General features: G+C 67.1%; 10 protein-coding genes. 7 read left to right on the top strand and 3 right to left on the bottom strand.

Annotated elements, in window-relative coordinates; all coding sequences use genetic code 11:
* Positions 1 to 183 precede the first annotated feature (183 nt).
* The 7 genes from lon to fabD all read left to right on the top strand — a co-directional run bounded on the left by lon (position 184) and on the right by fabD (position 10,333).
* Positions 184 to 2,616, top strand: a complete 2,433-nt coding sequence (gene lon / locus HY699_23980) for an endopeptidase La (GenBank protein MBI4518865.1) — start codon at positions 184 to 186, stop codon at positions 2,614 to 2,616.
* Between the two features lie 129 nt (positions 2,617 to 2,745).
* Positions 2,746 to 3,747 carry a galactose-1-phosphate uridylyltransferase gene (galT, locus tag HY699_23975; protein ID MBI4518864.1) on the top strand — a complete coding sequence of 334 codons (1,002 nt, stop codon included), beginning with the start codon at positions 2,746 to 2,748 and terminating at the stop codon, positions 3,745 to 3,747.
* A gap of 23 nt (positions 3,748 to 3,770) precedes the next feature.
* Positions 3,771 to 5,216 (top strand): glycogen synthase GlgA, encoded by a 1,446-nt coding sequence (gene glgA / locus HY699_23970; protein MBI4518863.1) that lies wholly within the window; start codon positions 3,771 to 3,773, stop codon positions 5,214 to 5,216.
* Positions 5,213 to 5,815, top strand: a complete 603-nt coding sequence (locus HY699_23965; protein MBI4518862.1) for a histidine phosphatase family protein — start codon at positions 5,213 to 5,215, stop codon at positions 5,813 to 5,815. Before glgA ends, HY699_23965 begins: the two co-directional genes overlap by 4 nt.
* A gap of 126 nt (positions 5,816 to 5,941) precedes the next feature.
* Positions 5,942 to 6,844, top strand: coding sequence for an SDR family NAD(P)-dependent oxidoreductase (locus tag HY699_23960; GenBank protein MBI4518861.1), 903 nt, complete (start codon positions 5,942 to 5,944; stop codon positions 6,842 to 6,844).
* A gap of 9 nt (positions 6,845 to 6,853) precedes the next feature.
* A complete protein-coding gene (locus HY699_23955) occupies positions 6,854 to 9,130 on the top strand; it encodes a hydantoinase B/oxoprolinase family protein (GenBank protein MBI4518860.1) in 2,277 nt (758 codons plus the stop codon).
* A gap of 264 nt (positions 9,131 to 9,394) precedes the next feature.
* Positions 9,395 to 10,333, top strand: coding sequence for an ACP S-malonyltransferase (fabD, locus tag HY699_23950; protein ID MBI4518859.1), 939 nt, complete (start codon positions 9,395 to 9,397; stop codon positions 10,331 to 10,333).
* Between the two features lie 36 nt (positions 10,334 to 10,369).
* Here fabD and HY699_23945 read toward each other — a convergent pair whose 3' ends face one another.
* Genes HY699_23945 through HY699_23935 form a run of 3 tightly spaced genes read right to left on the bottom strand, consistent with a single transcriptional unit; the run spans position 10,370 to position 13,366 of the window.
* Positions 10,370 to 11,245 carry a YicC family protein gene (locus HY699_23945; GenBank protein ID MBI4518858.1) on the bottom strand — a complete coding sequence of 292 codons (876 nt, stop codon included), beginning with the start codon at positions 11,243 to 11,245 and terminating at the stop codon, positions 10,370 to 10,372.
* Positions 11,246 to 11,264: 19 nt separating this feature from the next.
* Positions 11,265 to 12,254: a D-glycero-beta-D-manno-heptose-7-phosphate kinase gene (rfaE1, locus tag HY699_23940; GenBank protein ID MBI4518857.1), complete on the bottom strand. Its 990-nt coding sequence runs from the start codon at positions 12,252 to 12,254 to the stop codon at positions 11,265 to 11,267.
* Positions 12,251 to 13,366, bottom strand: coding sequence for a glycosyltransferase family 4 protein (locus HY699_23935; GenBank protein MBI4518856.1), 1,116 nt, complete (start codon positions 13,364 to 13,366; stop codon positions 12,251 to 12,253). Before HY699_23935 ends, rfaE1 begins: the two co-directional genes overlap by 4 nt.
* Positions 13,367 to 13,372 lie beyond the last annotated feature (6 nt).

Genomic DNA, 13,372 nt, shown 5'->3' with positions numbered 1-13,372 from the left:
GTTCGTCCCTAGCGGCCCACTTGGCTTAAGTCAAACTGGCTCGGCCGCTCTTTCACGACCGTAAGCTGCCCCCTTGTTCGCATAGCAGGTGTGTACTAGATTCACGCCGCAACGAAAGCTGAGAGCCGGATCGCCGCGCACGAGAGCCGGTAACCGCGCCGGCCAAACCCGAGTCGTGAGAACATGAGCGAAAGCGAAGAGACGGAAATCACCGAAATCAAAGAGCAGCGGTTCTTCGGCTTCGAGGATGACCTGAGCGGCATCGCCGTGCCGACGGAGTTGCCGGTGCTGCCTTTGCGCGGCGTGGCGATCTTCCCATCTGCGATCGTGCCCCTGCTGATCTCGCGCGGACCCTCGCTGCAAGCGGTGGAAGAAGCCCTCGCCAGCGACCGCATGCTCGCGCTGATCGCGCAAAAGAACCCCGAGGAGGAAGCGCCGGAACCGGCCGGGCTGTTCGGCCGCGGAGCTGCCGGACGCATCCTCAAGATGCTCAAGTACCCCGACGGCAGCGTGCGCATTCTGGTGCAGGGCCTGCGGCGAATCGAGACCACCGAGTTCCTACAGCTGACCCCGTACATGCGCGCGCGTGTGCGCCACCTCAGCGACTTGCACGACGGCTCCAAGGAGCTGGAGGCGGTGCAAGCGCACATGGTCAACCAGTTCGCCAAGTTCGTCTCCATGATCCCCTACCTGCCCGACGAGCTGCAGGTCGTGGTCATGAACATCAAGGACCCGGGCAAGGTCACCGACCTGATCGCCTCGAACTTGAACATTTCGATCGAGGAAAAGCAGGAGCTGCTCAGCACCCTCGAGGTGCGAGCACGGCTGGAGCGCCTGTCCGCGATCCTGAACCGCGAGATCGAGCTGCTCGAGCTCGGGCACAAGATCCAGACCCAGGTGCAGTCGGAGCTGTCGAAGAACCAGAAGGAGTTTTACCTGCGCCAGCAGATGCGCGCGATCCAGAAGGAACTCGGCGAAGGCGATCCGCGTGCGGCCGAGATCGAGGAGATGCGCGCCAAGATGGAGCAGGCCAATATGCCGGAGGAGGCGCGCAAAGCCTGCGAGAACGAACTCGAGCGCTTGCGCATCATCCCGCCCGAGTCGGCCGAACACTCTGTCGTGCGCACCTACATCGAGTGGCTGGTCAACCTGCCCTGGAGTGCCTCGACCACCGACAACCTCGAGATCGTTCACGCCCGCGGCATTCTCGATGAAGATCACTTCGATCTCGAGAAGATCAAGGACCGCATCTTGGAGTTCCTCGCCGTGCGCAAGTTGAAGCAGGACTCCAAGGGGCCAATCCTCTGCTTCGTCGGCCCGCCGGGAGTCGGCAAGACCTCGCTCGGCAAGTCGATCGCGCGTGCCCTCGGCCGCAAGTTCATCCGCCTTTCGCTCGGCGGCATTCGTGACGAAGCCGAGATGCGCGGCCACCGCCGCACCTCCCTCGGCTCCCGCCCCGGCCGCATCATTCAGGGCCTGCGCACCGCCGGCTCCAACAACCCGCTGTTCATGCTCGATGAGATCGACAAGCTGGGGACTGATTTCCGCGGTGATCCGGCCTCGGCCCTGTTGGAGGTGCTCGATCCCGAGCAGAACAACACCTTCCAGGATCACTACCTCGATGTTCCGTTTGATCTCTCCAAGGTCATGTTCGTGACCACCGCCAATATGCTCGAACCGATTCCGCCGCCGCTGCGCGACCGTATGGAGGTGATCGAGCTGCTCGGCTACACCGAGGAGGAAAAGCTTGAGATCGCCCGCCGCCATTTGCTGCCCAAGCAAGTGAAAGAAAACGGCCTGGCGCTGGAACAGATCACGTTCAGCGACGAGGCGCTGGTGCAGCTGGTGCGCCACTACACGCGCGAGGCCGGGCTGCGCAACTTCGAGCGCGAGATCGGCAGTATCTGCCGCAAGACCGCGCGGGCTTATACCGAGGGCAAGACCGAACCCGCCACCATCACCACGGAAAGAGTCCGCGAGCTGCTCGGCCCCGGCCGCTTTTTTTCTGAAATCGCCGAGCGCACCAACGAACCGGGCATCGCCGTCGGGCTGGTGTGGACGCCGATGGGCGGCGACATCATCTTCATCGAAGCCACCAAGATGACCGGCAAGAAAGGGCTGACGCTGACCGGCCACTTGGGCGAAGTGATGAAGGAATCGGCGCAAGCCGCCCTCAGCCACGTCCGCAGCCGCGCCGAGCGCTACGGCTTGGCGGCCGACTTCTTCGAAAACCTCGACTTGCACATCCACGTGCCCGCCGGTGCCGTGCCCAAGGACGGGCCGTCGGCGGGCGTGACGATCGCCACCGCACTGGCCTCGCTGCTGACCGGGCGCCTGGCGCGCCACGACCTCGCCATGACCGGCGAGATCACCTTGCGCGGCAAGGTGCTGCCGGTCGGCGGCGTGAAGGAAAAGGTGCTCGGCGCCCGCCGCGCCGGCATCACCACCGTAATCCTGCCCAAGCGCAACGAAACCGACCTCGAAGATGTGCCCGAGTCGGCACGCAAGGAGATGACTTTCCACTTCGTCGATACGCTCGACGAAGTGCTCGCCCTGGCACTCGAGGCCAGCGACAGCGAGGCCGGCAGCCAGCGCCTGCGTGCCGCGGCCTCGTGATCGGCCGTCCACACCCCCGCGGCTGCTTTCCCGGGATAGCGGCGGGGCCGACCGCTGCTGCTCCGCGTCTTCGTCCGCTCTCCTAGAACAGCTTGCTCGCCCGCGCCTGATACGGAATATTGGTTGAGTATGCCCGAGCTTCGCAAAGACCCGGTGATGGGACGGTGGGTGATCATTGCCACCGAACGCAGCAAGCGCCCGCACGATTTCACCCATGGCGGCGATGCGCGCCGCGGCGGCCCGTGCGGCTTTTGTGCCGGACACGAGCTGGAAACCCCGCCGGAGGTGCTTGCCTACCGCAGCAACGGCAACGGCCCCGACACCGCCGGCTGGAGCGTGCGGGTGGTCCCCAACAAGTTCCCGGCATTGCGCATCGAGGGCGAACTCGGCCGCCACGGCGAGGGCCTGTACGACCTCATGAACGGCTTGGGAGCTCACGAGGTGGTGATCGAAACCCCCGACCACGATAGCCATCTCGCCGACTTGCAGGTGGCGCAGGTGGAGGAAGTGCTGTGGGCGTACCGGGACCGGATCCTCGACCTGCGCAAGGACCGGCGCTTCCGCTTCATCCTGATCTTCAAGAACCACGGCGCCGAGGCCGGCGCCAGCCTGGAGCATTCACACTCGCAGCTGATCGCCCTGCCGATCGTGCCGCTCAACGTCGCCGAGGAGCTGCAAGGGGCGCGCGAGTACTTCCAATACAAGGAGCGCTGCGTCTTCTGTGACATCGTGCGCCAGGAGACCGAGAGCGGCGTGCGCCTGGTCGCCGAAAACGCCGACTTTATCACCGTCTGCCCGTTTGCGCCGCGCTTTCCGTTGGAGACCTGGATCCTCCCCAAGCAGCACGGTGCGGCCTTCGAGAACGCTACCAAGTACGAGTACCATCACTTGGCGCAAGCACTGCGCGACGCCTTGCGCCGCCTCAATCGCGTGCTCGACCGGCCGCCGTTCAATTACATGATTCACTCGCTGCCCCTGCAAGACAGCGACTCCGGCTATTACCACTGGCACCTCGAGATCATCCCCAAGCTGACCAAGGTCGCCGGCTTCGAGTGGGGCACCGGCTTCTACATCAACCCGACACCGCCCGAGGAGGCGGCCCGCGCGCTGCGCGAGGCCGGCGAGTCGTAGCCGCGATTGCTCAGCCACAGACAATGAAGGTTCTGATGGCGGCCTCCGAGGCCGTACCGCTGGCCAAGACCGGGGGCTTGGCTGATGTCGCCGGCGCCCTGCCCGGCGTCTTGCAAGCCGCCGGTGCCGACGTCACCGTGGTCCTACCCGCCTATCGCGCGATCAACCGCGAGCGCTTCGGGCTGCAACCGGCGGGCTGGTCGATCACCGTGCCGGTGGGCAACCGCGAAGTCAGCGTCGAGATCCTCACCACCAAACTGGCCGGCGCCGTGCCGGTGTATCTGCCTTGCGCCGATGCCTATTTCGATCGCGACGGCCTCTACGGCACCGCCGCGGGCGACTTCCTCGACAACGCCGAACGCTTCGCCTTCTTCGCTCGCGCCGTCTTGGCGATTGCCGCACACCTGGGCGCACCCGCGGTGTTGCACTGTCACGACTGGCAGACCGCGCTCGCCCCGGCCTTCCTGCGGGCAGACGCCGCCCGCTATCCCACGCTGGCCGCCACCAAGACCGTCCTCACCATCCACAACCTCGCCTACCAAGGCCTGTTCTGGAACGCCGACTGGCACTTGCTCATTCTCGACCGGCGTTACTACAATCCTGAGCAACTCGAGTTCTATGGCAAGATCAATTACCTCAAGGCCGGCATGGTGTTCGCCGATGCCCTCACCACCGTCTCCCGCAAGTATGCCGAGGAGATCCAGACCGAAGAATTCGGCCACGGACTCGCTGGCGTGCTGCGCGCGCGCCGCCGGGCGCTGACCGGGATCCTCAATGGGGTTGACTACCGCGAGTGGAGTCCCGAGCACGACCCGCATATCGCCGCCCGCTACAGCGCCAATGACCTCGCCGGCAAGGCCGCCTGCAAAGCCGACCTGCAGCGGCTGTTCGGCCTGCCGGTTGAACCCAAGCGACCGCTGCTCGGCATCGTCTCGCGGCTGGCGGCACAGAAGGGCTTCGACCTGCTTGCCGAGGCCCTGCCCGTGCTACTGCGGCGCAAGCTCCAACTGGTGGTGCTGGGCAGCGGCGACGCCCAGTACCAGGACCTGCTTGCTGCTCTCGGCCGGCGCTTCGCCAAGCAGGTGGGCGTGCGGATCGCCTTTGACAACACCATCGCCCACCAGATCGAAGCCGGGGCCGACATGTTCCTGATGCCGTCGCGCTACGAGCCTTGCGGGCTCAACCAGATCTACAGCCTGCGCTACGGCACCATCCCGGTGGTACGGGCCACCGGCGGGCTCGACGACACCATCAGTGAGTTCGAACCGGCGGCCGGCACCGGCACCGGCTTCAAGTTCAGCGACTACAGCGTGCCGGCCTTGCTCGACTGCCTCGGCCGCGCGCTGAGCTGCTACCGCCGGCCGGCGCAATGGCGAATACTGATGCAGAACGCGATGGCGGCAGACTTTTCGTGGGCGCGCAGCGCCCAGCAGTACCTCCAACTCTACCGCGGGTTGCTCGGCCGATGAGCCTGAGGCAGCGCAGCGGCGATGGCGCCGGCCGGCTGATTTGGGTGCGCCACGGTGAGAGCGAGGGCAATCGCGACCGCCGCTTTACGCACTCGACTGAGGTGCCGCTGACCGACAATGGGCGGGCGCAGGCGCGCAACGCCGCTGAGCGCATTCACGCGCAGTTCGCCCCGATCCGCGTCGTCGCCAGCCCCTATGCCCGTGCCCGCGAGACCGGCGAGATCATTGCCGCCGAGCTCGCCCTGCCACTGTCGATCGACCCCGAAGTGCGCGAGCAGCACATGGGACAACTGATGGGCCAGCCCTACGACGTCGCGCTGCAGGACCCGGCATTCAACCCGCAGCGGCGCTGGGAATGGCGGCCGCCGGGCGGAGAGGCGCTCACCGACGTGCAGCGCCGGGTCGTGCCGGCCCTGCTGCGCCTGGCCAGCGTTTACCCCGCGCAAGATGTCGTGGTCGTGGCTCACGCCGGCGTCCTCATGGCGATAGAAGCCCACATCACCGGGTGTTGGGAACAAGTGTTGGCAACCGCCAACGCCGGCATTATCGTGGTCGAGCACCACGGCGGCGTGTTCAGCACACGCCCGTTGATCGAGTAGCCGCGCTCTCGTGCTCCGCGCCTCCAGGGCGAAGGCATTGATTCGCTTGCGAGCCTGGCGTAAGCCACAGGTCCAGACCGGACTTCAACGCCGAGTCCGGCAGCCAGAGCGCGAGGAGGGTTCTCAATGAGCAAGCTATGCGAAGGGCGAGTCGCCATCGTCACCGGCGCCGGGCGCGGTATCGGCCGCGAGCACGCACTGATGCTGGCCGCGCACGGTGCGCGGGTGATCGTCAACGACCTGGGTGGGGCCCGCGACGGCACCGGCGCCTCGCTGGGGCCGGCCAGCGAGGTGGTAGACGAAATCAAGGCTGCCGGCGGCGAGGCCGCCGCTAACGGCGATGACATCAGCGATTGGGCCGGGGCCGAAAGCATGATCCGGCAAGCCATCACTAGCTTCGGCCGCCTGGACGTGCTGGTGAACAACGCCGGCATCCTACGCGACCGCATGCTCGTCAACATGACCGAAGCCGAGTGGGATGCTGTCATCAAGGTGCATCTGAAGGGCACCTTTGCCCCCGCCCACTTCGCCGCCGCCTACTGGCGCGATCAGGCTAAAGCCGGCAAGCCAGTGGACGCCCGCATCATCAACACTACCTCGGTATCCGGCATCTACGGCAACCCCGGCCAGACCAACTACGGCGCGGCCAAGGCCGGCATTGCCGCCTTCACCGTCATCGCCGCCCGTGAACTGCGCCGCTATGGCATCACCGTCAACGCCGTCGCTCCCGGGGCGCTGACGCGGATGACGGAAGATCTCGCCATGGGACGCGGCGACGAGGCGGCCAAGGCCGCGCTCCACCCGCGCTGGATCGCACCGATAGTGACTTGGCTTGCCAGCGCCGAATCGGCCACCGTCACCGGCAAGGTCTTCGAGGCTACCGGCACCCTGCTGGGCATCGCCGAGGGCTGGCACCGCGGCCCGGTCGCCAAACCGGTGGAGGACCCGACGACGCTGGGGCCGATCGTGGCCGATTTGGTGCGGCAAGCGCGCAAGAACGCCGGCATGGACGGGCAAGAGCTCGACTAGAGGCCGGCCATGAGCCTGGAACCGGGCGCGCCGCCCAGCGAGTTGAGTGCGGAAGAGCAGCAACTGCTGCGCGCGTTTATCGATACGCACAAACTGTTCTACGGCCCCGACCCGGAGATCATGCGCGAGCATCGCCTCGCGCCGCGCACCGCCGCCGAAGACGCGATTCTGCGGCACCGTCCCGATCCGCACCGTTTGCAGCAGGTGCGCGGCCGCCTCGACGCCGCGCTCTCTGAGAGCTTCACCATGGTCGAGCAGATGGGCGCGGCCCCCGGCGCCAAGTGGGGCGATCTGGTCACCGCGGTCTTCACCGCCGCCGGCGACTTGGCCATGATCGGCCCGCGCGGCATCGTCGGCTTCGCCGGCGTCTGTCACTATCCGCTCAAGTTCGTCAAGCAGTATTGGAGCGACGAGCCGACGGTGGGCGTACGCGACGGCGACGGCTTCATTCACAACGATTCCCGTTACGGCGGTGTCCACAACACCGATCAGAGCCTGATCATGCCCGTATTCGCCGATGGCGAGCTGATCGGCTGGGTGTCGTCCACGATTCACGAGGGAGAAAACGGCGCCTGCGAGCCCGGCGGTATGCCGGCGAAAGCGGAAAGCAAGTGGGACGAAGGGCTCAAGATGCCGCCCTTCAAGATCGTCGAGCACTACCGCATCAAGCGTGACCTGCTCACCTTCCTGCAGAACTCGGTGCGCGATCCCAAGCTGCAGTACGAGGACCTCAAGGTCAAACTGCATGCCTGCATTCGGCTGATCGATCGGCTGCACGCCATCTGCGCCGAATTCGGCCGGGAGTATCTCATCGCCACGTTGCGCCAGACGTTAGAGGACACCGAGGCGGAAGTTCGCCGCCGCATCGCGGCGATGCCCGACGGCACCGTACGCGCGGTCAGCTGGCTGGATTCCACGCTGCGCGAGAACGCCCTCATCAAGATCAGCGTCACTCTCACCGTCAGAGGTGAGCAGATCACTGCTGACTTCCGCGGCACGGCGCCGCAGTTTACCAACCGCTCCATCAACGCCGTCATCGCGCCGGCGAAGATCGCACTGCTGACCACGCTGCTACAGAACATCTGGCCGGACCTGCCGCACAATCAGGCGGTGATCGCGCCGGTCGATTTCGTCAGTGATTCAAACTCGCTGATCGATGCCTCGGTCGAGGCCCCCAACGCGATGAGTCTGCTGCCGCTATTCCGCCTGATCACGCTTTTCAGCCTGGCGTTGGCGAAGTTCTGCTACAGCGTGCCGAAGCGCTACACCAACATCATTGCCTCGCAGTACAACCAGCCGGCCACCTTCGTTTACGGCGGCCTGACGCAGCACTTCGAGGTCACCGGCAACTTCTGCGCCGACATCAACGGCAACGGCCAAGGGGCACGCGAGAACCGCGACGGTGAGCACGCGCTCTCGCCGCTGTTCGGCTACATGTGCGACACCGGCGAGCAGGAGCTGAACGAGGAAGAGCTGCCGATGGTGCGGCTGATCGCCCAGCAGCTGGCGCGCGACCGCGTCGGCTGGGGCAAGTACCGCGGCGGCCTCGGCTACGAGCAGATGGTGGCAGTGCGCGGCAGCGCGATGTGGGGCTTCATGACCGCCCAGTCGGGGTCGTGGTTCTGCTCCGCCCCGCCGCTGTTCGGCGGCTACGGTTGCCCGGCTTATCCGGTCGCCAAGGTCAAGGGCGTCAACGTCTTCGACTACCTCGCGCAACACGGCACCGCCTTTCCTTTCGACATCGTGCGGCTGATGAACGAACGGCCGATTCCCGGCGGGCAGTACCTCAGCCAGGATGCGGGCATGGCGTTCGAGCTGGCGCGCGAGGGTGAGATCTACATGACCTGTCAGGGCGCCGGCGCCGGCTATGGTGACGTGCTGGAGCGGGAGCCGGCACTGGTGATGAAGGATCTGAGCGAGGAACTGATCTCACACGAGTCGGCGCGGGCGATCTACTGCGTGGTGTACGACCAGGAGACGCTGGTGGTGGACGAGGACGCCACCTGCGCTGCGCGCGCGGCCGAGCGCATGGCGCGGCGGCGGCGCGGCCAGCCGTACGCCGAGTTCGTCAAGCAGTGGGCGACCGCAGAACCGCCCATGGAGATCCCGTACTATGGATCGTGGGATGACGACACCGTGGTGTATGCTGGCCAGGGCGCGCTGCGCCAGCGCATGCCGGCGGGCAACATCACCGAGGTGTTCATGCCGGACCCCAAGGATCTGCGCATTGCCGAGTTGGAGGCTCAACTCGGGGAGCTGCAGTCGCGCACCGGCGCGGCACGTTGACAGATTTCTGCGTACCGTCGCCGCGCCGGGAATCGCCTGGGTCAAGGCCATCAGTTCGCCGGCAACGATTCAACACGGCATGCTCACACGGAGACGCGGAGTCAGGGAAATGCAACCGGACATCGACGAGATCACGGGGGTCGATGAAGAAACCGAGCATCTCCTTCCGCCACTTCGAGGGCTCCGGCCCTTTGTCCGCATAGCGCGCGCCGAGGCCGCGCTTGGCCTTGCGCAAACCCCGCTGGGCGTCGTAGGAAAGCGTGCATGGGTCTGGCAGGCGTTGCGTTCATTTTCCCCGGACAAGGTTCGCAAGCGGTCGGCATGGCCGCTGACCTCCACGAACATTTCGCCGAAGTGCGCGAGTTGTTCGCCACCGCCGATGACGTGCTCGGCTTCCAGCTCTCACGCATCGTACTGGAGGGGCCGGAGGCGGAACTGCGCCGCACCGCCAACACGCAGCCGGCTATTGTGTTGGCCAGCATCGCGGCCTATCGCGTGCTCGGTCTCGAACCGGCCGTCGTCGCCGGACACAGCTTGGGTGAATACGCCGCCGCGGTCGCGGCCGGGGCCCTCGATTTCCGCGATGCCATCGCGCTGGTACACCGGCGCGGCCGCTACATGCAGGAGGCCGTGCCGGAAGGACAGGGGGCGATGTTCGCGCTCCTGGGGGCGGAGTTGCCAGCCGTTGAGCGCGCCCTGGCGAGTGTCGGCGAAGGGGTCGTCGACATCGCCAACCTCAACGCTCCGGGCCAGATCGTCATCGCCGGCGACCGCGCGGCGGTGCGCGCGGCGGCGGCCGCGGCCGGCGCCAAGGCCATCGAATTGCCCGTCAGCGCCCCGTTTCATTGCCGGCTGATGCAGCCCGCCGCCGCACGGCTGTTGCCCGACCTGTGCGCCGTCACTTTCCGTGACTTGCGGGTGCCGCTCTACAACAACGTCGACGCGCGCAAGATCTGCTCCGGCGCCGACGCCCGCGACGGGCTGGCCCGGCAGGTCAGCCGCACTGTCCGCTGGCACGAGCTGATGACTCGCATGATTGCCGCCGAGGGCATCCACGCGGTCGTCGAAGTCGGCCCCGGCAACGTGCTCACCGGCCTTGCCCGCCGCATCGACCGCAACCTCAAGCGCTTCAACGTACATGACCGAGCCTCGGCGGCGGCCGCCCGGGCGGCATTGACCGGTGGGGCCGGCGCCAGCGGCTGAAGCGACACGGGGCGCGCGCCCCGAAGCTCCGGCGCACTACTCCACGTTCTGCACCTGCTCGCGCACCTTCTCGGTTTCGGCGCGGGCAGCCAGGCTGAGGTTGGTCATATCCAAGTCGGCGCTCTTGGAGGCGATGGTGTTGATCTCGCGGTGAAGCTCCTGCAACAGGAAGTCGAGCTGCCGGCCGGCCGCCTCAGACCCGGCGATGGCGGTGGCCATCGCCTGCATGTGGCTGTCGAGGCGAACCAGCTCCTCGGTGACGTCGGCGCGCTCAACCATGATCGCCACCTCCTGCAGGAGCCGCTCTTCGGAGACCGGGGTGCCTTCGAGTAGCTCCGCCAGGCGGTGGCGTAATCGGCGCGCCAACAGCGGGCCCAGGCGCTGAGCGCGCGCGCGCATGCGGGTGGCGATCTGGCGCAGGTGTTTGAGGCGCTGACGCAGATCACGCGCAAGCGCGCGGCCCTCGCGAGCGCGTTCGGCGTTGAAGCGGTGCAACGCCTCTTCGAGTCCGCGGCGTACCGCCGCGATCTCGAGCGCCGGGTCACCCCGGCGTTCGACCACCCGCAGCACCTCCGGCCGGCTCAGCAGCAACGCCAGATCGATCTGCCCGCCGAGACCCAATTCCGCTTGCAGTTGCCTCAGGCCGTCGATGTAAGCGCGGACCAGGGTCTGATTGATTTCGACGCGGACCTCGACGGTGGAGTTACCGCTGCGGTTGATCGCCACGTCCACTTTGCCGCGGCCAACCGCCGCCTGAACCAACGCGCGCAGATCCTTCTCCCACGGCGCGTATTCCCGCGGCATGTTCAGCTTGACGTCGAGAAAGCGCTGATTGACGGAGCGCACTTCGACGGTGATGCGGCGGCCGTCACCTTCCACGGTTGCCTGTCCGAACCCTGTCATACTGCGCATGCGTAGCTCCCTGTACGGCTCACGCTGCACCCCGGCGCAACGCGGCGCGCAATGCGGCGAGCGACACGGTGGCAGTGCCGACCTCGCCGACGACGATGCCGGCGGCGTGATTGGCCAGCACCGCCGCCTCTTCCAGCGCCGCGCCCGCGCCCAAGGCCAGGGCCGCGGTTGCCACCACCGTATCACCGGCACCGGTGACGTCGAAGACGTGACGGGCGACGGTGGGGAAGTGACGAGCCGGGCCGCCGCGCTGGAACAGCGCCATCCCGTGCTCACCCCGAGTGATCAAGATGGCCTCGGCCTGCCAGCGTTCGAGCAGCAGCGCGCCGGCACGCTGCAAGCTCGCCGCGTCCGTGATCTCGACACCGGCGGCCTGGCTGGCCTCGGCGGTGTTCGGGGTCAGCAGCGTGGCCCCGCGGTAGTGGGCGTAGTTCTGTTTCTTGGGATCGATGACCAGCACAAAGCCGCGGCGCTGGCGCAGCGCCGCCAGTTGCGCCAGCAGCGCCGGGGTGACCACACCCTTGCCGTAGTCGGAGACCACCACCACATCGGCAGCGGCCACCTGCCGCGGCAACGCGCGCGCCAAGCGCGCCGCGGCGGCCGCCGTGCGCTGCGACGGCTGGTCGCGATCGAGGCGCACCACCTGCTGTTGGTGCGCCACGATGCGCGTCTTGCGCGTCGTGCCCACGCCCCGGCTCGTCACCGCGCCGTCAACCTTCGCGCCGATCGCGCGCAACAGCTGCAACAGCCGGCGCCCGGCAGCGTCCGCTCCCACCACCCCCAGGACGGCCGCTTGCCCGCCGAGCACGCGCACATTGTGCACCACGTTGGCGGCCCCGCCGAGCCGAAAACACTCATCGGTAACCTGCACTACCGGCACCGGCGCCTCGGGCGAGATGCGCTCAACCCGGCCCCAGATGAACTGGTCGAGGATGAGATCACCGAGCACTAGCACGCGAACTTTCGCAAAGCTCCGCAGCCAGCGGGCGACATGGTCGGCGCCGATCATCTTGCTCTCACGTCCAAGCGTCGCTCATTCAGGTGCGCGCGCAGGCCTTCATAGTATGCCAGAAACTCCCGCGCCATGCGTTCGCTGCTAAAATGCTGCTCGACGCGCGCGCGGCCACGTTGGCCGATGGCCAGCCGCCGGCCCGGGTCGGCGAGTAGCTCAGTCAGCACCCGCGCCAGCGCCGCCGGATCCGCCGGCGGCACCAGCCGGCCGTTCACCCCGTCGGCAACGATTTCCGGCGTGCCCGACACCGCGGTCGCGATTACCGGCAGCTTGGCGGCCATCGCCTCCATCAGCACCACCGGCAGGCCCTCGGCCAATGACGGCAAGACGAAGAGGTCGGCGGCAGCCAACACCTCCGGCATGTTACCGGCAAACCCGGCAAGTAGAACGCGATCGGCCAGCCCGGCGGCACGCACCTGCGCCGCCAGCGCCGGCTGTTGCGAGCCGCTGCCGCAGAAGACGAAGCGTGCCGGGGGCCCGGGCAGCGGCGGCAGTCGGCTGATCGCTTCGATCAGAAAGCGGTGCCCCTTGCGGCGCTCCAAGACCGCCGCGGTCAGGACCACGATCTCGTCAGCGCTAACACCCCAGGCCCGGCGCTGCGCCTGGCGCGCCGCCGCCCCTGCCGCCGGTGGCGCCAGGTCGATACCGAGATAGATCACCCGCACTTTGCTGGCGGCGACGCCCACGCCCAGCAGCGCACCGCGCACCGCTTCGCAGATGGCGATCACGCCATCGACGGCGTGATTGAACAGCAGCGCGCTGCGCGGCGGTGTCTCCATGTGACGGGTGACCACGAACGCCCGCCGCTGTCGCGGCAGCCACGGGCTGAGGGCGTGCGCGTGCGCGGTGTGAAAGTGCACCACCTGGAACAACCCGCCGCGCAGCGCCTGGCGCAGCCGCCACAGGCCGCGCCCGTCGAAGGCGTTGCGAATCGGCACCGGCAACGTCACCAACCCATCGGCCGCGAGCGCCAAATGCAACGGTGCGCCGGGATGGCAGGCAACCGCTTGTGACACGCCGAACTCGCGCAGCTTGCGGCACAACTCGCGCAGGTGCACTTGCCCGCCGCCCCAGCGCCGCTCCGGATCCACATGCAGAACGGACAGCATTGCCAA

The sequence above is a fragment of the Deltaproteobacteria bacterium genome (assembly GCA_016210005.1).
In the GTDB taxonomy this organism is placed as follows: domain Bacteria; phylum Desulfobacterota; class Binatia; order HRBIN30; family JACQVA1; genus JACQVA1.
The sequence above is the reverse complement of the archived record's forward strand: the minus strand, read 5'-3'. Positions and strand labels throughout refer to the sequence as shown.